22 protein-coding genes are annotated in these 20886 nt (G+C 62.3%); 3 read left to right on the top strand and 19 right to left on the bottom strand.

Going from position 1 to position 20886, the window contains the following annotated elements; translation table 11 throughout:
- Position 1: 1 nt before the first annotated feature.
- The 12 genes from N2600_RS23165 to phnG all read right to left on the bottom strand — a co-directional run bounded on the left by N2600_RS23165 (position 2) and on the right by phnG (position 10460).
- A complete protein-coding gene (locus N2600_RS23165; RefSeq protein ID WP_260297500.1) occupies positions 2-697 on the bottom strand; it encodes a DUF1045 domain-containing protein in 696 nt (231 codons plus the stop codon).
- Positions 698-837: 140 nt separating this feature from the next.
- Positions 838-2181: a phosphonate ABC transporter, permease protein PhnE gene (gene phnE / locus N2600_RS23170; protein WP_260297502.1), complete on the bottom strand. Its 1344-nt coding sequence runs from the start codon at positions 2179-2181 to the stop codon at positions 838-840.
- 7 nt (positions 2182-2188) lie between these two features.
- Positions 2189-3148, bottom strand: coding sequence for a phosphonate ABC transporter, permease protein PhnE (gene phnE, locus N2600_RS23175; RefSeq protein ID WP_260297503.1), 960 nt, complete (start codon positions 3146-3148; stop codon positions 2189-2191).
- Between the two features lie 169 nt (positions 3149-3317).
- The gene (phnD, locus tag N2600_RS23180) at positions 3318-4223 is read right to left on the bottom strand and encodes a phosphonate ABC transporter substrate-binding protein (protein WP_162115563.1); all 906 of its coding nucleotides are present in this window, start codon (positions 4221-4223) and stop codon (positions 3318-3320) included.
- Positions 4224-4307: 84 nt separating this feature from the next.
- The gene (phnC, locus tag N2600_RS23185; RefSeq protein WP_260297504.1) at positions 4308-5153 is read right to left on the bottom strand and encodes a phosphonate ABC transporter ATP-binding protein; all 846 of its coding nucleotides are present in this window, start codon (positions 5151-5153) and stop codon (positions 4308-4310) included.
- A 118-nt stretch (positions 5154-5271) separates the two neighbouring features.
- Positions 5272-5889 carry a DapH/DapD/GlmU-related protein gene (locus N2600_RS23190; RefSeq protein ID WP_260297505.1) on the bottom strand — a complete coding sequence of 206 codons (618 nt, stop codon included), beginning with the start codon at positions 5887-5889 and terminating at the stop codon, positions 5272-5274.
- The gene (gene phnL / locus N2600_RS23195; RefSeq protein ID WP_260297506.1) at positions 5886-6593 is read right to left on the bottom strand and encodes a phosphonate C-P lyase system protein PhnL; all 708 of its coding nucleotides are present in this window, start codon (positions 6591-6593) and stop codon (positions 5886-5888) included. The genes N2600_RS23190 and phnL overlap by 4 nt, the downstream gene beginning before the upstream one ends.
- Positions 6594-6619: 26 nt before the next feature.
- Positions 6620-7396 (bottom strand): phosphonate C-P lyase system protein PhnK, encoded by a 777-nt coding sequence (gene phnK / locus N2600_RS23200; RefSeq protein ID WP_003544413.1) that lies wholly within the window; start codon positions 7394-7396, stop codon positions 6620-6622.
- Positions 7393-8268, bottom strand: coding sequence for an alpha-D-ribose 1-methylphosphonate 5-phosphate C-P-lyase PhnJ (locus N2600_RS23205; RefSeq protein ID WP_260297507.1), 876 nt, complete (start codon positions 8266-8268; stop codon positions 7393-7395). Before N2600_RS23205 ends, phnK begins: the two co-directional genes overlap by 4 nt.
- Positions 8265-9371, bottom strand: a complete 1107-nt coding sequence (locus tag N2600_RS23210) for a carbon-phosphorus lyase complex subunit PhnI (protein WP_018495759.1) — start codon at positions 9369-9371, stop codon at positions 8265-8267. Before N2600_RS23210 ends, N2600_RS23205 begins: the two co-directional genes overlap by 4 nt.
- A gap of 4 nt (positions 9372-9375) precedes the next feature.
- The gene (gene phnH, locus N2600_RS23215) at positions 9376-9984 is read right to left on the bottom strand and encodes a phosphonate C-P lyase system protein PhnH (protein ID WP_260297508.1); all 609 of its coding nucleotides are present in this window, start codon (positions 9982-9984) and stop codon (positions 9376-9378) included.
- On the bottom strand, positions 9984-10460 hold the full coding sequence (phnG, locus tag N2600_RS23220; protein WP_017966505.1) for a phosphonate C-P lyase system protein PhnG: 477 nt from the start codon (positions 10458-10460) through the stop codon (positions 9984-9986). Before phnG ends, phnH begins: the two co-directional genes overlap by 1 nt.
- A gap of 117 nt (positions 10461-10577) precedes the next feature.
- Here phnG and phnF point away from each other — a divergent pair, with 117 nt between their 5' ends.
- On the top strand, positions 10578-11315 hold the full coding sequence (phnF, locus tag N2600_RS23225; RefSeq protein WP_260297509.1) for a phosphonate metabolism transcriptional regulator PhnF: 738 nt from the start codon (positions 10578-10580) through the stop codon (positions 11313-11315).
- A gap of 140 nt (positions 11316-11455) precedes the next feature.
- Here the strand turns inward: phnF and N2600_RS23230 are convergent, their stop codons facing one another.
- From N2600_RS23230 to N2600_RS23260, 7 genes are all read right to left on the bottom strand, one after another.
- Entirely contained in the window at positions 11456-12091 is a 636-nt protein-coding gene (locus tag N2600_RS23230) for a 2,3-bisphosphoglycerate-dependent phosphoglycerate mutase (protein ID WP_017966507.1), read from the bottom strand.
- Positions 12092-12112: 21 nt separating this feature from the next.
- On the bottom strand, positions 12113-12937 hold the full coding sequence (dapB, locus tag N2600_RS23235; RefSeq protein WP_260297510.1) for a 4-hydroxy-tetrahydrodipicolinate reductase: 825 nt from the start codon (positions 12935-12937) through the stop codon (positions 12113-12115).
- A gap of 15 nt (positions 12938-12952) precedes the next feature.
- Positions 12953-14740: an ABC transporter ATP-binding protein gene (locus N2600_RS23240; protein ID WP_260297511.1), complete on the bottom strand. Its 1788-nt coding sequence runs from the start codon at positions 14738-14740 to the stop codon at positions 12953-12955.
- 146 nt (positions 14741-14886) lie between these two features.
- Positions 14887-15912 (bottom strand): glucokinase, encoded by a 1026-nt coding sequence (locus N2600_RS23245; RefSeq protein WP_260297512.1) that lies wholly within the window; start codon positions 15910-15912, stop codon positions 14887-14889.
- Between the two features lie 17 nt (positions 15913-15929).
- Entirely contained in the window at positions 15930-16310 is a 381-nt protein-coding gene (locus N2600_RS23250; protein ID WP_260297513.1) for a methylglyoxal synthase, read from the bottom strand.
- A 127-nt stretch (positions 16311-16437) separates the two neighbouring features.
- On the bottom strand, positions 16438-17514 hold the full coding sequence (gene mepA / locus N2600_RS23255) for a penicillin-insensitive murein endopeptidase (RefSeq protein WP_260297514.1): 1077 nt from the start codon (positions 17512-17514) through the stop codon (positions 16438-16440).
- Positions 17515-17637: 123 nt separating this feature from the next.
- Positions 17638-18210, bottom strand: coding sequence for an isochorismatase family protein (locus N2600_RS23260; protein ID WP_260297515.1), 573 nt, complete (start codon positions 18208-18210; stop codon positions 17638-17640).
- A 35-nt stretch (positions 18211-18245) separates the two neighbouring features.
- Between N2600_RS23260 and N2600_RS23265 the strand changes: the two genes are divergently transcribed.
- Together N2600_RS23265 and N2600_RS23270 are read left to right on the top strand one after the other, a co-directional pair.
- The gene (locus N2600_RS23265) at positions 18246-18875 is read left to right on the top strand and encodes a TetR/AcrR family transcriptional regulator (protein WP_260297516.1); all 630 of its coding nucleotides are present in this window, start codon (positions 18246-18248) and stop codon (positions 18873-18875) included.
- Between the two features lie 113 nt (positions 18876-18988).
- Positions 18989-20821: an extracellular solute-binding protein gene (locus N2600_RS23270; RefSeq protein ID WP_260297517.1), complete on the top strand. Its 1833-nt coding sequence runs from the start codon at positions 18989-18991 to the stop codon at positions 20819-20821.
- Positions 20822-20886: the final 65 nt, after the last annotated feature.

The raw sequence follows: 20886 nt of genomic DNA on the forward strand, positions 1-20886 counted from the left end.
TTCAGCTTTTGGCGCCGGCAAGCGGCAGCCAGGAATGAATTTTGAACGGGGCACCGCGCGTCTCTTCGATGAAGACGGCAAGGCCGGAAATCGAAAGCGGCCGGCCGGTGAAACCGGCAAAACGCTCGGTCAGAATCGCTTTCATCACCTCGGCGCGTGTCTCGGGCACCTGGCCGGTCAGCGTCATGTGAAAGCCGAAATCCTCCATGACGTAAGGATAACCCCAGCGCTGCAGATGGGCACGCTGGCTGTCGCTGAGCTTCTCCGGACTGCGCCGCGCCATATCGGCCTCGGAAAGCGCTGCGCGAAACGGTTCGAACGACCTTACCACCTTCGCGGCGAAATCCTGAAGAGGTTGATGAACAGAACCGGGAACGAGAGCAAAAAAACGGCCGAGCTGGCCGAGCACGAGTTCAGGAATCTCGAAGGCTTGCGTGCGCTTAGCAAAATCCTCGGCGACGGTCATGAGATCCTTCTCGGTGACCGAAGAGGCGAGCGAAAAGGGCGCCTTGATCGTGGCGTGAAAGCCGTAGCGGCGCGGGTCGGCGGTCAGCTCGAATTGCTCTGCCGCACTCAGTTGCTCATATTCCGGTGCCGGATAAGTCTCGCCGGTGAAAGCATTGCGACCGAGCCAGAGCGAGGCCGCGCCGGTCAGGGGATCATCCTTCGGCGGCGAGAAATAGAGAGCGTAGCGCAAGGCTTTTATCCTGGAGATCGTCCAAACGGGGAGGGCACTGTGCAGTGATTTGACGGCGAACCGCAAGCAGGCTCCCGGCTAAAAGATTTCCGTGACAGAATGATGATGGCGGCAGCGCCGCCACTGCTTTGACGGACGGATCAGTGGGCTTTCGTGCCCATTAGCCGGTGGCGCAGGGCGTTCGAGGCGGTGTCGAAAATGAAGACGACGATCAGGATCAGAATGACCATGTAGGCGACGTTTTCCCAATTGGCATTGGTGCGCATGGCCTCCCACAGCTTGAGGCCGATTCCGCCGGCGCCGACGGCGCCGATGATGGTCGCGCCGCGCACGTTCGATTCCCATTGGTAGAGCGTCTGGCTGACGAAGACGGGAACGATCTGCGGCATAATGCCGTAACGATGAACGAGCACGGTCTGGGCGCCTGTTGATTTGACGCCTTCCCGCGGCTTGTTGTCGATATTCTCGAGGCCTTCGGAATAGAGCTTGCCGAGCGTGCCGGTCTCGGTGAGGAAGATCGCACCGCTGCCGGCAAGCGGTCCAGGCCCGAAGGCGCGCGTCAGGAACAGCGCCCAGATCAGCATGTCGACCGAGCGCAGGAAATCGAAGAAGCGCTTCAGGACCTGGTTCAGCAGGCGGTTCGGCGTAATGTTGCGGGCTGCCAGGAAGGCCAGCGGAAAGGCGGTAAGCGCGCCGAGCAGCGTGCCGAGGAAAGCCATGACGATCGTCTGGAAAAGCTTGGTCCAGACGTCACCGTGCTGCCATTCGCTGTTGTTCCAGATGTCGTCGAAGGCGAGCGACAGATTGGATTGGTCGGACTTGATGCGGGGGCCGGAGACGATGAGGCTGACGACCTCGCCGACCGGCTTGTCGAAGAAGGATGATTGCGTGTCGAAGATGAAATTTGCCCAGCCGATGAAACGTTTGCGGATCTTCACCCGGTCGACGGAGATGCTGACATTGCCGGCAAAGCCGAGATCGGCCAGCACGTTGTCGTCATAGACCGTTATCCAGCCGGGCACCGGCCCGACGACCTCGGGCGCACCGCTCGAAACGTCCACCGGGACGCTGACGCCATGCGCGGTGACGATTGTCTCGCTCTTCGAGACGGTGACGGTGCGGCTGGTGCCGCTGATCGAAACGGTGATGCTGCCGTCGGGGTTGTTGACCAGCCAGTCCGGATGCGGATTGTCGCCGAGCGGCGAGAAACGCGGATAACGGATGTCGATCGAGCCGTCGTCCCCAATGCGGAATTCCGGCTGGACGTCGTAGCTCACCCATTGGCTGAGATAGATGCCGACGCGCTCCCAATGGGCCTCGGCGAAGAGCTTGGGCAGGTCGAAGAACCAGACGGCATAGAGGCTGTAGAGCAGCGTTGCGATGAGGATCATCAGCCCGCCGAAACGCTGGCGGAGCGATCGGTGGAAATATTCGGGGTAGCGGGTTTCTATCTCGTGCATGCGGTTTGCGTCGATCACCGTCATGGCGGCCTCAATGTTGCAGGAGGAAGGCGTGTTCACCGACAAGACGGCGGCGCAGCCATGCGGAGAACTGGTCGACGGCGACGATCGTCACGAACAGCAGCAGAACGAGCGCCATGGTCTTGGCGCCGAAACCGCGCGAGATCGAAAGCTTCAGCTCCTCGCCGATGCCACCGCCGCCGACGGCGCCGATGATGGTCGAGGCACGCACATTGACCTCGAGGCGCAGCAGCGCATAGGAGGTGAAATTCGGCAGCACTTGCGGCAGGGCGGCAAAGCGCACGCGTTCCCACCAGTTGGCGCCGACGGCCTTCATGCCCTCGTGAGGCTTCATGTCGATATTTTCGGCCACTTCGTAGAAGAGTTTGCCGAGCGCGCCGATCGTGTGCAGGGTGATGGCGATGATGGCGGCGACCGGCCCGATCGACAGGATCGCCGAAAACAGCCCGGCAATGACGATTTCAGGGAAGGCGCGCAGAAACTCCATCAGCCGCTTGGTGAAGATGCGCAACGGCCATGAATTCGTCAGGTTGCGCGCGGCAAAGAAGCTCAAGGGAACGGCAATGACGAAGGCGATGATCGTCGAGATCAGCGCCACGTTGATGGTGACGATCATCAGCTCGAAATATTCGGGAATGTAGAAGTCGCCCCAGACATAGACGCGTCCCTTGTCGAAATTGAATTCCTCGCCGCCCTTGTCGTTGACGCTCGCTATGTCGAACAGCGCGCGCCAGACATCGTGCCAATCCTTGGGGATGAGCCAGCTCAGGAAGTCGAAGAGATGCGGCAGGCGGTCGAAGAAATGGCCGGCATTGCTCTCGTCGGCGAAGCGGACCGAACTGATGAAAGCCGCAATGAGGATAACCAGGCCGAGGATGGTGTAGAAGCGGCGCTTGGCGACCATCCGCTCCCAGGCGGTGCCGATCTCCTTCGTGCTCTGCATGTGCGGCTGTGTATCGGCAATAGTCATCAACGCCTCGCCTACTTCATAATTCTATCCTCAAATCGGAATCGATTTGAGGATAAAATTATGCAGCAATTCAAAGTGCTACAGCGTCCTTTGCGCGTCTAAGACGCGCGGCGCTGTAGTCAAAGATAAAGGGCGGCCGTTTCCGGCCGCCCCGCATTCAAGAGGCCGATCAGCCGCCGATGGCAGCTTTGCGGACTTCAACGACAGTGTTGTAGAAGTCGTGCTTGACGGGCGAGTAGCCCTTGTAATCGCCGCCTTCGATAGCCGCGAAGCACTTGTGATCCTTTTCCGGCAGAGCCGTGAAGAAGCCTGCAAGCTTCGTCTGCCATTCTTCGCCGAGAGCGTTGCGAACGACGAGCGGGCCGTTCGGAATCAGCGGCGAACGCCATACTTCGACCAGCTTGTTCGGATCGACGGCGCCCTTGTCGACTTCCTTGCGGAAGGTGCCGGAGGTGTAGCCGTCCTTGAAATCGCCGATGCCCGAGCTATCGTCGACGGCGACGTCGACCTTACCGTCATAGGCGGCGAGAAGGTTGTTCTCGTGGCCGCCGTTGAACTGGGTCGAAGCGAAGAACTTATCGTTCGGCATGCCCGTGTCCTTCGGGATCTGCGTCAGCGGAACGAGGTAGCCGGAGGTGGAATCCGGGTCGGCGTAGCCGAGCTTCTTGCCCTTGGCGTCCTGGATGGTCTTGATGCCCGATGATTTCAGAGCGAGGCCGATCGAGTGGTAACCCGTCGAGCCGTCCTTCTGCTGCGTCGTCAGGATCGGCGTGACAGCCTTTGGATCCTTGATGTAGACGGCTGCGTAGCCGGAGGCGCCGAGTTCGGCGAAGTCGAGCGTGCCGCCGAGCAGACCCTGGATCACGCCGTCATAGTCGGCGGCCGGGAAGAGCGAAACCTTCTCGAAGCCGAATTCCTGCTTCAGGTGGTCGGCAAGGCAGGCATAGTTGCGCAGGCGGTCGGTTTCGTTTTCGCCGCCGAGGATGCCGATGCGGAATTCCTTGAGGTCTGCAGCATGGGCAGCGCCGGCGAGCGCGAAGAGCGCCGTTGCCGCAAAGAGTGCTTTCTTCAACATGTTCTCTCCTATTGACCGGTGTCTCCGGCCTTCCCGTTACGAAGAAGTGTGCCCTTGACGCGGGCGCTCGATCGCGGCTGCCTCTCAAAGGCCGGCCAGCGCCAGCGGTTGGGTGCCGGCGGATTGATTGTCTGCCCGCTCGGGGGCTGTATTGATCGATGTCGAGGTCACCGTTTCGTCGATGCCGGCGCCGTCCTTGTCCGTCCCGTAGATTTCCTTCACCGCTGCGGCGGTCAGCTCCGAGGGCTTGCCCTCGAAGACGACGCGGCCGCCGGCCATGCCGACGATGCGCTCACAATAGTTGCGGGCGGTGTCGAGCGTATGAAGGTTGGTGATGACGGTGATGCCCTCGCGCTCGTTGATGTCGCGCAGCGCATCCATGACGATCTTGGCGTTCAACGGATCGAGCGAGGCGATCGGCTCGTCGGCGAGCACCATCTTCGGGTTCTGCATCAGCGCGCGAGCGATCGCCACGCGCTGCTGCTGGCCGCCGGAAAGCGTGCCGGCTGCCTGCAGCGCCGTCTGCTCGATGCCGAGGCGTTCCAGTGCCGCGATGGCATGCACGCGTTCCTCGCGGGTGAAGATGTTGAGCAGGCTCATAAGCGTCGAGCGGTGATTGAGGCGGCCGAGCATGACATTGGTGAGAACGTCGAGGCGCGGCAACAGGTTGAACTGCTGGAAGATCATCGCGCAGTCGCGCTGCCAGTTGCGCAGCGCCTGGCCGCGAAGCCCGGAGACCTCGACGCCGGCGAAATGAACGGAGCCGGAGCTCGGCTCCTGCAGGCGGTTGATCATGCGCAGCAGCGTCGACTTGCCGGCGCCGGAGCGGCCGATGATGCCGACCATCTGGCCTTGGGGAATGGCGAGCGTGACGGAATCGACAGCGAGCTTTTTTCCGAAACGACGTGTGACATTCTTCAGCTCGAACATCATGCTCTTCCCTTGCGATCCAGGCCTTGATCAGCATCGCATTAGTCCCGCTTGATGAACCTCACATGTCATATTTGTGTAAGTCCTGTCACAATTCTTCGCCCCTATATCGGGGGTTTTAACCGCCGTAGCGGCACAGGAAATCTTCCGCGCCCAGGTTGCGGAAATCCTGGAGCGCCTGGCGCAGCCGGTCATGATCCCAGTCCCACCAGGAAAGCCTGTCCATCCGTTCGCCGACCTCTCTTGGAAAGCGCTCGCGGATGAACTTGGCCGGCACGCCGCCGACGATCGTATAGGGCGCGACGTCCTTCGACACGACGGCGCCGGCTCCGATCACCGCGCCGTTGCCGACGTTGACGCCGGGCAGGATCGTCGCGCCGTGGCCGATCCAGACGTCGTTGCCGATGGTCACGCGGTTTGCGCGCCGCCAGGCAAAGAAGTCCGTCTCCATGTCGCCGTCCGGCCAGTAGTCGGCGGCGCGATAGGTGAAATGATGCAGTGTCGCGCGCCAGGTCGGATGGTTGGTGGCATTGATGCGCACGGCGGCGGCGATATTGACGAACTTGCCGATCGTCGCACACCAGACGGAGCCATCCTGCATGATGTAGGAATAGTCGCCGAACGTGGCCTCGCTGATGCGGCAGCGTTCCGAGACCTCGGTATAGCGCCCGAAGGTGGAATCGCTGACGGATGCCGTTTCATGAAAATAGGGCTCGATATCAAGCTTGCGGCTCATGCAGCGATCTTTCCGGGTGAGAACTGCTGGACGTCGAGAATGCGGTCGGCGACGGCTTCGCGCACTTCCTCGTCGTGGAAGATGCCGAGAAGGGCCACCCCCGCCTTCTTCTTTTCCGCGATCATGCCGACGACGACGGCACGGTTCCTGGCATCGAGCGAGGCTGTGGGTTCGTCGAGAAGCAGAATCGTATGCTCGGTGATGAAGCCGCGCGCGATGTTGACGCGTTGCTGCTCGCCGCCGGAGAAGGTGGCGGGCGGAAGCTGCCAGAGCGTTTCCGGCAGATTGAGCCTGGCAAGCAGGGCGCCCGCCTTTTGCCGCGCCGTGGCGGCGTCCTCGCCGCGCGCCACCAGCGGTTCGGCAACCACGTCGATCGCCGCGACGCGCGGCACGGTGCGCAGGAATTGGCTGACATAGCCGAGTGTATTGCGGCGGACGTTGAGCACGGTGCGCGGATCGGTGGAGGCGAGATCGACGATGCGTCCGTCGTGGCGGATGAGGATCTGGCCGGTGTCGACGGCATAATTGCCGTAGATCATCTTGAGCAGCGAGCTCTTGCCGATGCCCGATGGGCCGCCGAGCACGACACATTCGCCCGATGCGACCGAGAAGGCGACATCGGAGACGACGGGCAGCTTGATGCCGTCGCGCAGATGCATGGTGAAGCTCTTCGAGACTTCGGAAACGACGAGGGGCGTTGCCATGATTTCTTCTTCCTTGGTTTAGGACCTCAGACCTGCAGGATCGAGGAGACGAGCAGCTGCGTATAGGGTTCGCGCGGGTCGTCGAGCACGCGGTCGGTCAGCCCGTGTTCGATGACGTAACCGTCCTTCATCACCATCATCCGGTGCGAGAGCAGACGGGCGACGGCGAGATCGTGGGTGACGATGATGGCCGAGAGACCGAGATCGTTGACGAGGCCGCGCACGAGATCGAGCAGCCGCGCCTGCACCGAGACGTCGAGGCCGCCTGTGGGTTCATCCATGAAGACGAGGCGCGGGCCGGTGACGAGGTTGCGGGCGATCTGCAATCGCTGGCGCATGCCGCCAGAAAAGGCGCGCGGCTGGTCGTCGATGCGGTCGGCGTCGATCTCGACGCGTTCGAGCCAGTCGATCGCCGAAGCGCGGATCTTGCCGTAGTGCCGGTCGCCGATCGCCATCAACCGTTCGCCGACATTGGCGCCGGCAGAAACGGTCATGCGCAGGCCATCGGCCGGGTTCTGATGCACGAAGCCCCAATCGGTGCGCATCAGGAAACGCCGCTCGGCTTCGTTCATACGATAAAGGTCGCGGTAGCTGCCGTCGCGCATGTGATATTCGACGCTGCCGGTGCTCGGCAGCAGCCGGGTGGAGAGGCAGTTGAGCAGCGTCGTCTTGCCAGAGCCGGATTCACCGACGATGGCGAGCACTTCGCCGGGCCAGAGCTCGAACGAGACGTCGCGGCAGCCGATGCGGTTGCCGTAGAATTTCGAAACGTCGTGAACCTTGAGGAGGGGGGTATCGCTCATTCTGCAGCCTCCCGGGCCAGCATCTCGCCGGCATGTCCATGCGCGCGGCGGTCTTCGCAATGATCGGTGTCGGAGCAGACGAACATCCGCCCGCCCTTATCGTCGAGAACCACTTCGTCGAGATAGACGTCCTCGGCGCCGCAAAGGGCGCAGGGCTTGTCGAAGCGCTGGATATCGAAGGGGTAATCCTCGAAATCCAGGCTGACGACGTCGGTATAGGGCGGAACCGCATAGATGCGTTTCTCGCGTCCGGCGCCGAAGAGCTGCAGCGCATCCGACATATGCATCTTCGGATTGTCGAATTTCGGCGTCGGCGACGGGTCCATGACATAGCGGCCGTGGACCTTCACCGGATAGGCGTAAGTCCGCGAGATGCGGCCGTTATGAGCGATATCCTCGTAGAGCTTCACATGCATGAGGCCGTATTCTTCGAGCGCGTGCATCTTGCGCGTCTCGGTCTCGCGCGGCTCGAGGAAGCGCAGCGGCTCCGGGATCGGCACCTGGTAGACGAGCACCTGGCCGGCCTCGAGCTTTTCCTCGGGAATGCGGTGGCGCGTCTGGATGATCGTTGCATCCTTTGTATGCGTCGTCACCGCGACATTGGCGACCTTCTGGAAGAAGGCGCGAATGGAAACGGCGTTGGTCGTGTCGTCGGCACCCTGGTCGATGACCTTCAGCACGTCATCAGGTCCGATAATCGAGGCCGTCACCTGCACGCCGCCGGTGCCCCAGCCATAGGGCATCGGCATTTCGCGCGAGGCGAAGGGCACCTGGTAACCCGGAATGGCGATCGCCTTGAGGATGGCGCGGCGGATCATCCGCTTGGTCTGTTCGTCGAGATAGGCGAAGTTGTAGCTGGCCAGATCGGTCATTCGGCGGCTTCCTTCATGTCTTCGCCACCGTTGCGGGCGGCTTCGAATTCGCGGCGCATGCGGCGGACGAGATCGAGTTCGGCCTGGAAGTCCACATAATGCGGAAGCTTCAGATGCTCGACGAAGCCCGTCGCCTGGACGTTGTCGGAGTGCGAGATGACGAATTCCTCGTCCTGTGCCGGTGCGGTGATATCCTCGCCGAGCTCTTCGGCGCGAAGCGCACGATCAACCAGCGACATCGCCATCGCCTTTCGTTCGCTCTGGCCGAAGACCAGGCCGTAGCCGCGGGTAAATTGCGGCGGCGCCTTGGCCGACCCCTTGAACTGGTTGACCATCTGGCATTCGGTGATCTGGATCGTGCCGAGCGAGACGGCGAAACCAAGTTCCGGCACGTCGAATTCCACCTCGACGTCGCCGATGCGGATTTCACCGGTGAAGGGGTGGTTGCGGCCATAGCCGCGCTGGGTCGAATAACCGAGCGCCAGCAGGAAGCCCTCGTCGCCGCGGGCAAGCGCCTGCAGGCGGAGATCCCGGGTCATCGGGAATTCCATCGGTTCGCGGGTCAGGTCGCCGATCTCGTGATCTTCCGGCATGTCGCCGTCGGCCTCGATCAGGCCTTCCTCGCCGAGGATCTCGGAGACGCGCATGACACGGCCGGTCTCGGCGGCGCGCTGAGCGGGCGTCTCCACCGCCTCGTCCGAAAGCAGCGAGGGATCGAGCAGCCGATGGGTATAGTCGAAGGTGGGCCCAAGAAGCTGGCCGCCCGGCAGATCCTTGTAGGTCGCCGAGATGCGGCGTTCGATCGTCATATCAGCCGTGTCGAGCGGCTTGGAATAGCCGAAACGCGGCAGCGTCGTGCGGTAAGCGCGCAGCAGGAAGATCGCCTCGATCATGTCACCGCGCGATTGGCGGATGGCGAGGGCAGCGAGTGTGCGGTCGAAAAGCGAAGCCTCGGCCATGACGCGATCGACGGCGAGCGCCAGCTGCGCCACGATCTGTTCGATGCCGATCGCCGGCAGCGAACGGTCGCCGCGGCGGCGGTCGGCCAGCAGCCGGTGGGCATTGGCGATGGCGGTCTCGCCACCCTTGACGGCAACATACATGAGCTCAGATCTCCGTTGCTGTGATCTTGGTGGTGCGCGGCAGGCAGAGGAAACGCTTGCCCGCCGTCAGCACGATGTCGACGCCGCGCGGAAAGAGCGCGCGGTTCTCGGTCCAGAGCCGCAGGAAGGTCTCCGGCAGGCCGATCGGCGCGATCTCCGTCACGCTCTGGATGCCGGGACCCATCAGCGCCAGCCTGCGGCCACCCTCGAGATTGGCGAGCTCGATGATGAGGGTCGTCGAGCGGTCGGGATATTCTTGCGTGCCTGATGCAAAGAGGCCGAAGGAGGAAAGCGCGGTGCCGCCCTCGGTGAAGGCAAAGCGCGCCTCGGCCTTTTCGGTCGTCAGCGGCGCGCCGGTATGGAAGCCGAGCCACTCCGGCACGGCGGATCTCGCCAGTCCCTGGGAAAGCCAGACTGATGTGTCGTGGTCGCAAAGCGTCAGCGCGATCGTGCCGGCGGCAATGCCGAGCGGTGCCGGCGGCGCGACATCCGGCTGAGCGGTCTGGATCGTGCCGGGGCGGGCCATGCCGTCCATCAGCATCTTAAAGACGCTTTGGGCATGGAAGACCGGCTCGGCAAAGCCGCCGGTCAAAGCTTCTGTCTTCAGGCCCATCAGTTGTCTCCCCGCACCATGGTGAAGAAATCGACGCGGGTTGCCGCCGTCTCGTCCGCCTTGCGGCGTTCGGCATCGGCGATCCGCTCAGTGATCGGCAAAAGCAGGGCCTGTTCGACGAAGTCCTTCGTCGCCTCCTCCTGCCAGAGCGCATCGAAGATCGCCGCAAGCCTGGCCTTCTCGCGGTCGGTGCCGAGCGCCTGCGCATGGCCGACCGAGCCGGAGCCAAGCCGGACGGTCGCTCGCGTCACAGTCACTTCTCCCAGGTTGAAAGGAGCGCCGCCGCCGCCGATGCGTCCGCGCACCATCACCAGCCCGGTTTCCGGTCCGCGCACCGGATGGGCCACAGGCTTTTCCGGCAGCGCATCGAAGACCGCCTGGAGTTCGCTGCGCTCCGCGCGCGCCAGCAGATCGGCGGCGCGTTTGCGCCCGGATGCCGTCTGTGACGCAGCGTCTGTCCTGTCCGCTGATATCATCGCCGCTTCCCTCTAAATATCTATTGATATAGACAACCATACAAGCTATACTTAGCTCTAAATCGATGTCGTGACAAGCGTGTGACATCGAGAGTTAAATGGACGAGCAGGGGTGGAATGGCGGGATTGAAGCAGGTGCAAAGGCAAACCGGCGTGGCGCTCTGGCGCCAGATCGCCGATCGGATTCGCGAGGCGATCAGCACGGGAGCCTATGACGAAACGGGCATGGTGCCGCCGGAAACCATGCTGGCGCTGCAATTCGGCGTCAACCGACATACGGTGCGTAGCGCGCTGGCGGCATTGGCGCAGGAGGGTATCGTCCGTGCGGTACAGGGTCGCGGCACGCTGATCGAGCGTAAGGAGCGACTGAACTTCCCGATCACGCGGCGTACCCGTTTTACCGCCGGCATCGCCGATCAAGCCCGAGAGATGCGCGGCCTTCTGCTCGATGAGGCAAAGGAAGAAGCGAGTGCCGAGATTGCCCGCTGGCTGGGCCTGAAGCCGGGAGAAGAGGTGATCCGCCTGGAAACATTGCGTCAGGCGGACAAGCGGCCGGTTTCAAGGGCGACGAGCTGGTTTCCCGCCAAGCGCTTTGCCGGTATCGGTGAGGCCTACCGGACGGGAGAATCGATTACCAAGGCTTTCGCCGAACTCGGCCTGCCGGATTATGTCCGGGCGACGACCGAAGTGACGGCCGCCCATGCGAGTGCGGCCGACATGGCCGACCTCGAACTCACCCCCGGCGCCATCCTGCTGATCGCCAAGGCGATGAATACCGATCTTGAGGGTGTGCCGGTGCAATATTCGATCAGCCGTTTCGCAGCCGACCGGGTACAGTTCACCATCGAGAATTGAGCGCCTTTCCCCGCCTAGAGCAATTCCAGCAAAAGTGCGTAGCGGTTTTGCGTCCGGAATTGCGTGAAAACAAAGAGATAGAGCATCTCCGTGATTCGTAGAAAAACGGAAATGGTCTAAGGGGGAAAGATCAGCCAAGATTAATGCGCGCCCGACATGTCGCCGAGCACTTCCTTGGAAGCGACGGTGGAATCCGCCTTCAGCTTGTAGACCATCGGCACGCCGGTCGCGAGGTTGAGGGCGAGCACGCCTTCGCGGGTGAGCTTGTCGAGCACCATCACCAGCGAGCGCAGCGAATTGCCGTGCGCGGCAACCAGCACCTTCTCGCCTCTGAGCACGCGCGGCAGAATTTCGGTGAGGTAGTAGGGCCAGACGCGGGCGCCGGTGTCGCGCAGGCTTTCACCGCCGGGCGGCGGCACGTCATAGGAGCGGCGCCAGATATGCACCTGTTCCTCGCCCCATTTGGCGCGCGCATCATCCTTGTTGAGGCCGGAGAGATCGCCGTAATCGCGCTCGTTCAGCGCCTGGTCGCGGATCGTCAGGAGATCGGGCTGGCCGACCTTGTCGAGGATGAGCTTCAGCGTGTGCTGCGCGCGCACCAGCACGGAGGTGTAGGCGACGTCGAATTTGATGCCGTATTCGGCGAGCGCCGCCCCGCCGGCATTGGCTTCCTGGATGCCGAGCTCGGTCAGATCGGGATCCTTCCAGCCGGTGAAGAGATTCTTCAGGTTCCAGTCACTCTGGCCGTGGCGAACGAGGACGAGGGTACCGCTCATGAATATGCCTCCGTAGTATCGTTATGAGGAAGAAAGCCCGAGCACGTCGAGCATGGAATAGAGACCCGGCTTCTTGTCGCGCGCCCAGAGCGCCGCCTTGATGGCGCCGCGCGCAAAGATCGAGCGGTCGGCCGCACTGTGCGACAGGGTGACGATTTCACCTTCGCCGGCGAAAAGCACGGAATGCTCGCCGATGACCGAGCCGCCGCGCAGCGTCGCAAAGCCGATCGTGCCCGCTTCGCGGGCGCCGGTATGGCCGTCGCGCACCCGGACCGATTTCGCGGCAAGATCGATGCCGCGCCCCTTTGCCGCAGCCTCGCCGAAAAGAAGGGCGGTGCCGGACGGCGCATCTACCTTGTGCTTGTGGTGCATTTCCAGGATCTCGATGTCCCAATCATCAGGATCGAGCGCACGTGCTGCCTGCTCTGCGAGCACGCTGAGCAGATTGACCCCGAGGCTCATATTGCCCGACTTGACGATGCGGGCATGGCGGGCGGCGGCGGCGGTCCTCGCATTGTCGTCGTCCGAACAGCCCGTCGTGCCGATGACATGGACGATGCGGGCCTGCGCGGCGAGGCCTGCGAATTCCACTGTTGCAGCAGGCGAGGTAAAGTCGAGCACGCCTTCGGCGTCGAGAAAAGCGTTGAGCGGATCGTCGCCGATGATGACCCCTGTCGGGCCGAGACCGGCGATCTCGCCGGCATCCTTGCCGACGAAGGGCGAGCCGGCACGCTCGACCGCGGCATGCAGCGTGACACCTTCGATGGAATGGATGAGCCGGATCAGCGTCTGACCCATGCGTCCGGCTGCGCCAACCACCACCAGTTTCATCGCAGCATCGCTCATATCAGTCTCACCAGGTCAGTTTGAATCGGAGGCCGAAGGCCTCTGCAGGTTGTTGAGGCGAGCGTAAAGACCGTCGCTGACCTTCGCAAGCGTCTCGTGATTGCCTTCCTCGACGACACGGCCCTGCTGCATGACGACGATCTTGTCGGCGCGCACCACGGTCGACAGCCGATGGGCGATGACGACGACGGTGCGTCCGCTCATCGCTTCGTCGAGCGCCTTCTGCACGGCGGCTTCGGATTCGGTGTCGAGGGCCGAGGTCGCCTCGTCGAGAAGCAGGATCGGCGCATTGCGCACCAGGGCGCGCGCGATCGATAGCCGCTGGCGCTGGCCGCCGGAAAGCGTCACGCCGTTTTCGCCGACCGGCGTCTCGTAACCTTGCGGCTGTGCTGAGATGAAATCATGCGCATAGGCAAGCCGCGCCGCCTCTTCCACCTCGGCATCGGTCGCTTCCGGCCGGCCATAGCGGATATTGTCGCGGATCGTGCCCTCGAACAGATAGGGCTGCTGCGAGACATAGGCGAGCTGCTGGCGCAGCGACTTCTTGGTGATGTGGGCGATATCCTGCCCGTCGATCAGAATTTCGCCCTCGCGCGGATCGTAGAAGCGCGGAATGAGGCTGATGACGGTGGATTTGCCGGCGCCGGAGGGCCCGACAAGTGCTGTGGTCGCACCGCCCTCGGCGGTGAAACTGACGCCGCTGAGCACGCTCTCATTGCCGTAAGCGAAGGACACATTGCGGAATTCGATTCTTGCCTGCGTCACCGTCAGCGGCCGGGCATCCGGCAGGTCGCGCTGGCGCGGTTCCATGTCGAGCAATTCATAGATCATCCGCGCATTGACGACGGCGCGCTCCATCTGCACCTGCAGGCGGGCAAGCCGGCGGGCCGGGTCATAGGCAAGCAGCAGCGCCGTGACGAAGGAGAAGAAGGCGCCGGGTGGCACATTGAAGTAGATCGAGCGGTAGGCGGCATAGGCAAGCACGCTGGCGACGGCAAAGCCCGCGAAACTTTCCGTCAGAGGAGAGGTGCGCTCGGAAAGCCGGGCAATCCGGTTCGCCCGGCTTTCGGCGCCTTTGATGAGCTTGTTGACCTTGCGCTCCAGCTCTTCTTCCATCGTGAAGGCTTTCACGATGGCGATGCCCTGGATCGTCTCCTGCATGGCGCCGAGAACGTGGCTGTTCAGATGCACGGCCTCGCGGGTCGCCGAGCGCAGCCGCTTGGAAACATAACGCAGTGCATAAAGCAGCGGCGGCGCCATGATGAACACCGCAAGGCTGAGCAGCGGATCCTGGAGGATCATCACGGCGAGCAGCGAAACGAAGGTCAGCAGGTCGCGCACTGTCGAGGTGATCGTCAGGTTGAGCACGTCGCGAATGCCGCTGACGTTTTGGCTCACCTGCGCAGCGATATGGGCAGAGCGCGCCTCGCTGAAGAAGCCGACTGAAAGCGTCATCAGATGCGCATAGAGCCGGCGCTGGTAGCGGGCGACGATATCGTTGCCGACCTTGGAAAGCGCCACCGCCTGACCGTAGCTCGCAAAGCCGCGCAGCACGAAGGCGATGAAGATCGAAAGACAGATGATCCAGACGACGTCGGCGCGGCGATTGGCGAAGGCCTCGTCGATGATCGCCCGCATGATCCAGGCGGTGAACGCCGTCGAAACCGCCACCACGATGAGGCAGGCGATCGCAAAGACATAGCCCCACAGATGATCGCGGCCGTTTTCAGCGATGATGCGCTTCAGGATGCCGGTTACGGTATCGCTGCTGACGCCCTGCGTTCTGCTTTCCGCCGCTTCCAAATAGGGTTTCCTGTCTCGGACCAAGCGCCCCGCGATGACGACGCGCACTTTTGCCGGGGTCTATAAAGAGTTGGGACTGGTTTGGCTAGAGCGCCGCGCGTCCGCCAGGACGCGCCAAGAACGCTGTATTTCTTTGCGCGCCAGGCTTAACGCCGCCAGCGGCGGCCTTCTGTCGAGACGCCGAAATTCGCCGGCATGCGCGCATAGGAGGAAAGCCCGGCAAGCGCTGCCAGCGGATGTGTCACCACATAGGTCGGGATGGTGCGAAGCAGCGCCGTATGCGGCGCCTTGTCCTCGAAGGCAATCCGGAATTCCGGCTTCTTCAGCGCCGGGATGATCTTCTGCGAGATGCCGCCGGAGAGATAGACGCCGCCGCGCGCCATGAACACCATCGCCATGTCGCCCGCCACGCGGCCGAGATAGGTGGCAAACAGCGAGATGGTCTCTATGGCTGCCTTGTCGCTGCCGGCAAGCGCGTGCGAAGTGATGTCGGCGGGATCCTTCATCGTCGGCTGGATGCCGTCGACAATGCAGATGGCATGGTAGAGATTGACGAGGCCGCGCCCGCAGAGGATCTGCTCGGCCGAAACGCGGCCTTCGATCGTCTCGATATGCGGGAAGATTTCATAGTCGCGCTTGCTGCGCGGCCCGAGATCGACATGGCCGCCTTCGCCGGGAACCGGGATCCAGCTGTGCTGGGCATGCACGAGCCCGCCGACGCCGAGGCCGGTGCCCGGTCCGAGCACGACGCGGGAGGCGATCATGTCGCCGGTGGCGTCGCCGATGCGTTCGCGGTTTTCATCCGAAAGCGCGGCGATTGCCAGCGCCTGCGCCTCGAAATCGTTGACGACGAGCACATCCTCCATGCCGAGGCCCTCGATCATCGTCTTTGGCCGCACCACCCAGTCGCAATTGGTCAGCGGGATCTCGTCGTCGTTGATCGGGCCGGCGACGGCGAGGATCGCCGAGCGCGGCCGCACGGCGGTCTTGTCGAGAACGCCGTGCTGGATCGCTTCGTCGATCGTGGCGAAATCCGCCGTGCGCACGTTCGGGAACTGTTTCGGCTCGGCATAGGCATCGGTGAGGATGGAGAAGCGGGCATTTGTGCCGCCGATATCGCCGATCAGGATCGGGAAAGGCAGCGGAGCGGTGCTGTTGTTCGGTTTTGGCATGGCCGGTTCCGTGCTGATCAGGCTTTAAGTGTCGGAAGAAGTTTTATAGCGGTCGCGTGATTGAGCGCCATCGGAATATCGTAAACGATCGCCAGCCGCATCAATGCCTTCACGTCGACATCGTGCGGCATCGGCGTCAAAGGGTCGACGAAGAAAATCAGGGCGCCGACCTCGCCGGTCGAAATCAGCGCGCCGATCTGCTGGTCGCCGCCGAGCGGTCCGCTTTTCAACCTGGTGACGTGGAGGTCGGGGGCGGCGTCGAGCACGCGGCCGCCAGTGGTGCCGGTGGCGACGATCTTCCAACGGGAGAGAATGTCCCTGTTGGCGCGGGCGAAATCCGCCATGTCGTCCTTCTTCTGGTCATGCGCAATCAATGCAAGGCATTTGCCGCCGGCCATCAACCCCTCCGCCCGAACAATTCAATCGATTTGACCGCTTTATACCAAGAGTTTGCGATTTGAAAGGCAGCGCACCCCGGGTCTCCGTCCGCGGGTTTGGTCTCAGGGCGGGATCCCAGAACCTGGATCATTGTATCGCCGGCTTGTCGTTCGGAACCGGGCCGACATCGGGTAAAGCGCCATCGGCGTCGGTGGCGGGCGCTGCGGCCGGAGCGGCGGCCAGCACGCTTGCGGCGGAAGCTCCGCCATAGGTGGCGGCCTGCATCGAGGCCACGGAAGCAGCATCAAGCACGGCGGCGCAAGCTTTCGGCAGGTTGGAGACCATCATCTCGCGCGGCGGCTTCGGCGGCTTGGCGCCGGGCTTCGGCGGTTTCGGCGGTGCCCAGGGCGCCGGCGTGAACCACCAGGCGAGCGACTTGTCGCAGCCGTCGCCGGCAGCGACGGGGGCCTGCGGTGTACATCCCGCAGCACCGGGCGGGCACTTGATGCGCATGTGGAAATGCGAGTCGTGGCCGTATTCCGGCCGGAGCTTGCCGAGATTGGTGCGGTCGCCCGTCCAGGTGTCGCACATCTTCTTCTTGATCGCCGGATTGACGAAAATCCGCTCCACTTGGGGATAGCTCGCGGCCAGCATCAACAGCCGCGCGTGCGATTCCGTCCAGACCTTGGGATCGATCGTCAGAAACTTGTTCTTCTCCAGCATCGAGGTGAAGGGAAGATCCTCGCGCTCCTCGGCCGTCATCCGGCGCGCGGGCATCGGCGTGAACCAGATGTCCGCATCGAGGCCGATCTGGTGGGAGGCATGACCGCTGGGCATCGGTCCGCCGCGCGGCTGGGCGATGTCGCCGACGAGAATGCCCGGCCAGCCGGCATGTCTGGCGGCGTCCTGTGAAAATCGTTCCAATAGCGCGATCGTGGCCGGATTGCCCCAGCGGCGATTGCGCGACAGCCGCATCGCCTCCCAGGTCGGCCCGTCGGTCGGCAGCGCCACCGCACCCGTCATGCAGCCCTTCGCGTAAAAGCCGATCGGCTGCGCCGGTCCCTGCGTCGGCAGGCTGACGGCGCCGAACTGCCCCTTGGCACTGCCCGGACTCGGCGTCTTCTGCTCCGCGCCGACGTCACCGGCGGCAAGGCTCGCGCCGATTGCGCCGGCAAGCGTCAGTTTGCCGAATGTCCTGAAAGCCTGAGTGAAGCCGAAAGCCATACTGTTCCCTTGAAGCGCTGCCGAAGTGATTTGCGATCGAACCTATCGTGAAAAGCGATTTTGGTGAATCGATGATTTGACTGGCGGTGGGAGAAGAAGGCGGTGACGGATCGCCGCAGCGGCTCAGCTATTGGTGACGACCTCCGCGGTTTTCCGGATGCGCGCCAGCCGCGGCAGGATATACCGGCAGGAAAAATCATGCATTTCAGGCGCAAAGCTGGTCATCGCATCCTCGGCGGCGATGACGGCATAGTTATGCGCGAAGGCATCGCGTATGGTCGATTCGACGCCGAAATTGGTGGCGACGCCGGCAAGAATCACCGTCCTGATACCGCGGCGGCGCAGCTGCAGATCCATCTCGGTGCCGTAGAAGGCGCTCCAGTGATGCTTGACGATATGGACATCGGCGGTAAGGGCCGCAATCTCCGGCGGCACGGCAAGGGCAGCGGCCGGCAGGCCGCCTTCCGGAAAGTGCAGCGTCTCATCGGCCGGTTGGTTGACAGCATCGGCATAGTCCGGGGAGAATCCGACGGTGACGAGGATGATCGTTCCGCCGGCCGCCTTCAGGCTGGTGGCGATGGCGGCGGTATTTTCGACCACCTGCTGGCCGGAATGGGGCGCCAGCGCCCGGCCAAGGACGAGGCCTTGCAGATCGATGGAAATGAGCGCGGTGGTTTTGGGATCGTAAAGCGGCATGAAAGGGCTCCATAAAATATGAGGATATCCTCACAATGAGTAATATGAGGGATACCTCACAAAAATCAAGCCCCGAGCCGCAGACCCGTGTCCCGAAGCGCCAGCGCGGCCATGAGCGCGTAGCCGTCCTGCTCGAAGCCGCGGCAAAGGTCTTCCTCGAAAAGGGCTACGATGCCGCGACGATGACCGAGATCGCCGCCGCCGCCAACTCTTCTATCGGCTCGCTCTATCAGTTCTTCCCGACGAAGCTGCTTCTTGCCGAGGCGCTGCATATCGACCGGCTGCAGCATTTCAATGCGGCATTGGCCGCGCTCGAGGACGAATCCGCGGGAAGGACTGCAGCCGAGATCGGCGATGCGGTCTTCACGCGGCTCGGACGCTACATCGAGGATTTCCCGGAATTTCCTGTTCTGGCGGCCAGACGCGACATTCCCAAGGAACGCAAGGCACGCTCGCGCGCCGAAATGCGGGCAAGCATCGTCGCCTTGCTGAAAAAGGCCAACCCTTCGGTGGAGCCCGATGTCGATCTGCTTGCGGCCCTCATATTGGAGCTTCTGCGCATCGTCGTTGCCGCCGCCTATGATCCCGACAGCGCCGGCGACCCGCGCCTTGTAACAGAGTTGCGCCGCATGTTGCGAAGGCGGCTCGAAGAGGCGGCGCCTTGACACGGACCCGATGGGTCAAAATTTGGCGCGCCCGGCAAAAACCAAACTCTCTCCTGTTTTTCGCCCGTATTTTTCGTATTGTCGAACCCACCAATAATCAGGGGAAAGCGTGAATGGCGGTTCTGTGGTCGAAGATCGGTTTGTTTTTATCGCTTGCGGGTGCTCTCGTTCCCCTCTCGTCCAAGGCTGAGGACCAGGAATTCCGCATCGGAAGTTCGGTCATTAATGAACTGAAATACCAGCCAGGCTTCACCCATTTCGACTACGTCAATACCAACGCCCCAAAGGGCGGCGACCTGCGCCTTTCGACAACAGGCACCTTCGATACGTTCAATCCGCTGCTGGAAAAGGGCGAAGTGGCGACAGGCGTGGCGCTGGTCTACGACACTCTCATGAAACCTGCCGATGACGAGGTTCTCGCTTCTTATGGTCTGCTTGCCGAAGGGCTCTCCTTTCCCCCTGATGTCTCCAGCGCGACCTTCCGCCTGCGCAAGGAGGCGAAATGGGCGGACGGCCAGCCCGTGACGCCTGATGACGTGGTCTTCAGCTTCGACAAATCCAAGGAGCTCAATCCGCTCAACTTCAATTATTACAGCCATGTGGTGAAAGCCGAAAAGACCGGCGATCGCGACGTCACCTTCACTTTTGACGAGAAGAACAACCGCGAGCTTCCGAATATTCTCGGCCAATTGACGATTGTGCCGAAGCATTGGTGGGAGGCGCCGGGACCGGATGGCAAGCCGCGAGACATTTCCAAGACGACGCTGGAGCCCGTCATGGGCTCGGGTCCCTACAAGATCGCCGATTTCTCTCCCGGCGCGCGCACTCGTTTCGAATTGCGCGATGACTATTGGGGCAAGGATCTCAATGTGAATGTCGGCCAGAACAATTTCCGCAACATCATCTACACCTATTTCGGCGATCGGGATGTCGAATTCGAGGCCTTCCGTGCCGCCAATGTGGACTATCGCCAGGAAAACCAGGCAAGCCGGTGGGCGACAGCTTACGACTTTCCTGCGGTGAAGGATGGCCGTGTCAAGCGCGAGGAGCCGCCGAACGCGCTACGCGCAACGGGCATCATGCAGGCTTTTGTACCCAATATGCGGCGCGACCTCTTCAAAGACATCAAGGTGCGCGAGGCATTGAACTATGCATTCGACTTCGAGGACCTCAACCGCAACCTCGCCTTCAATGCCTTCGAGCGGATCGACAGCTATTTCTGGAACACCGAACTCGCCTCATCCGGCCTGCCGCAGGGACGGGAGCTGGAAATACTGCAAGGTCTGAAGGACAAGGTTCCGCCGGAGGTGTTCACAACGCCATACACCAATCCCGTTGCCGGTGATCCGCAGAAGATCCGCGACAATCTGCGCAAGGCCATCGCTCTTTTCAAAGAGGCGGGCTGGGAGCTCAAGGGCAATCGCATGGTCAACGCGAAGACCGGCCAGCCGATGAGCTTCGAAATCCTCTTGTCCAACCCGTCCTTCGAGCGCTCGGTCCTTCCCTATGCGAACAACCTCAAGAAGATCGGGATTGATGCCCGTCTGCGCACCGTCGATGCCTCGCAATATACGAACCGCGTCAGAAGCTTCGATTACGACATGATCTGGGGCATCTGGGGCGAGACGATGAATCCCGGCAACGAGCAGGCCGACTACTGGGGTTCCGAGGCGGCAAAGCAGCCTGGCTCGCGCAACTATGCCGGCATCGCTGATCCGGCCGTCGATGCCTTAATCCGCATGATCATTTTCGCGCCGAACCGGGACGAGCAGGTCGCGTCGATCAAGGCCATGGATCGCGTCTTGCTGGCCAATCACTATGTCGTGCCATTGTTTTACTCCAGGACATCTCGCCTTGCCTATTGGAACACGATCACCCGGCCGGCCGAGTTTCCCGCCTATGGTCTGGGTTTCCCGGAAGCTTGGTGGTCGACCTCGGCAAAATGAGCGGGCTTGCAATGCAGGGGCCCTCGGCTCCAAATGGCACGAGCGAATCACGACAAGCCGGCAGG

The sequence above is a fragment of the Rhizobium sp. WSM1274 genome (genome assembly GCF_025200775.1).
GTDB lineage: Bacteria > Pseudomonadota > Alphaproteobacteria > Rhizobiales > Rhizobiaceae > Rhizobium > Rhizobium leguminosarum_I.

What these genes read in the sequence shown, in the direction of transcription:
- phnE (WP_260297502.1), bottom strand. Translation starts at nt 2,181, where the DNA reads ATGACGGTGATCGACGCAAACCGCATGCACGAGATAGAAACCCGCTAC.
- phnE (WP_260297503.1), bottom strand. Translation starts at nt 3,148, where the DNA reads ATGACTATTGCCGATACACAGCCGCACATGCAGAGCACGAAGGAGATC.
- phnD (WP_162115563.1), bottom strand. Translation starts at nt 4,223, where the DNA reads ATGTTGAAGAAAGCACTCTTTGCGGCAACGGCGCTCTTCGCGCTCGCC.
- phnC (WP_260297504.1), bottom strand. Translation starts at nt 5,153, where the DNA reads ATGTTCGAGCTGAAGAATGTCACACGTCGTTTCGGAAAAAAGCTCGCT.
- N2600_RS23190 (WP_260297505.1), bottom strand. Translation starts at nt 5,889, where the DNA reads ATGAGCCGCAAGCTTGATATCGAGCCCTATTTTCATGAAACGGCATCC.
- phnL (WP_260297506.1), bottom strand. Translation starts at nt 6,593, where the DNA reads ATGGCAACGCCCCTCGTCGTTTCCGAAGTCTCGAAGAGCTTCACCATG.
- phnK (WP_003544413.1), bottom strand. Translation starts at nt 7,396, where the DNA reads ATGAGCGATACCCCCCTCCTCAAGGTTCACGACGTTTCGAAATTCTAC.
- N2600_RS23205 (WP_260297507.1), bottom strand. Translation starts at nt 8,268, where the DNA reads ATGACCGATCTGGCCAGCTACAACTTCGCCTATCTCGACGAACAGACC.
- N2600_RS23210 (WP_018495759.1), bottom strand. Translation starts at nt 9,371, where the DNA reads ATGTATGTTGCCGTCAAGGGTGGCGAGACCGCCATCGCCAATGCCCAC.
- phnH (WP_260297508.1), bottom strand. Translation starts at nt 9,984, where the DNA reads ATGGGCCTGAAGACAGAAGCTTTGACCGGCGGCTTTGCCGAGCCGGTC.
- phnG (WP_017966505.1), bottom strand. Translation starts at nt 10,460, where the DNA reads ATGATATCAGCGGACAGGACAGACGCTGCGTCACAGACGGCATCCGGG.
- phnF (WP_260297509.1), top strand. Translation starts at nt 10,578, where the DNA reads ATGGCGGGATTGAAGCAGGTGCAAAGGCAAACCGGCGTGGCGCTCTGG.
- N2600_RS23230 (WP_017966507.1), bottom strand. Translation starts at nt 12,091, where the DNA reads ATGAGCGGTACCCTCGTCCTCGTTCGCCACGGCCAGAGTGACTGGAAC.
- dapB (WP_260297510.1), bottom strand. Translation starts at nt 12,937, where the DNA reads ATGAGCGATGCTGCGATGAAACTGGTGGTGGTTGGCGCAGCCGGACGC.
- N2600_RS23245 (WP_260297512.1), bottom strand. Translation starts at nt 15,912, where the DNA reads ATGCCAAAACCGAACAACAGCACCGCTCCGCTGCCTTTCCCGATCCTG.
- N2600_RS23250 (WP_260297513.1), bottom strand. Translation starts at nt 16,310, where the DNA reads ATGGCCGGCGGCAAATGCCTTGCATTGATTGCGCATGACCAGAAGAAG.
- mepA (WP_260297514.1), bottom strand. Translation starts at nt 17,514, where the DNA reads ATGGCTTTCGGCTTCACTCAGGCTTTCAGGACATTCGGCAAACTGACG.
- N2600_RS23260 (WP_260297515.1), bottom strand. Translation starts at nt 18,210, where the DNA reads ATGCCGCTTTACGATCCCAAAACCACCGCGCTCATTTCCATCGATCTG.
- N2600_RS23265 (WP_260297516.1), top strand. Translation starts at nt 18,246, where the DNA reads ATGAGTAATATGAGGGATACCTCACAAAAATCAAGCCCCGAGCCGCAG.
- N2600_RS23270 (WP_260297517.1), top strand. Translation starts at nt 18,989, where the DNA reads ATGGCGGTTCTGTGGTCGAAGATCGGTTTGTTTTTATCGCTTGCGGGT.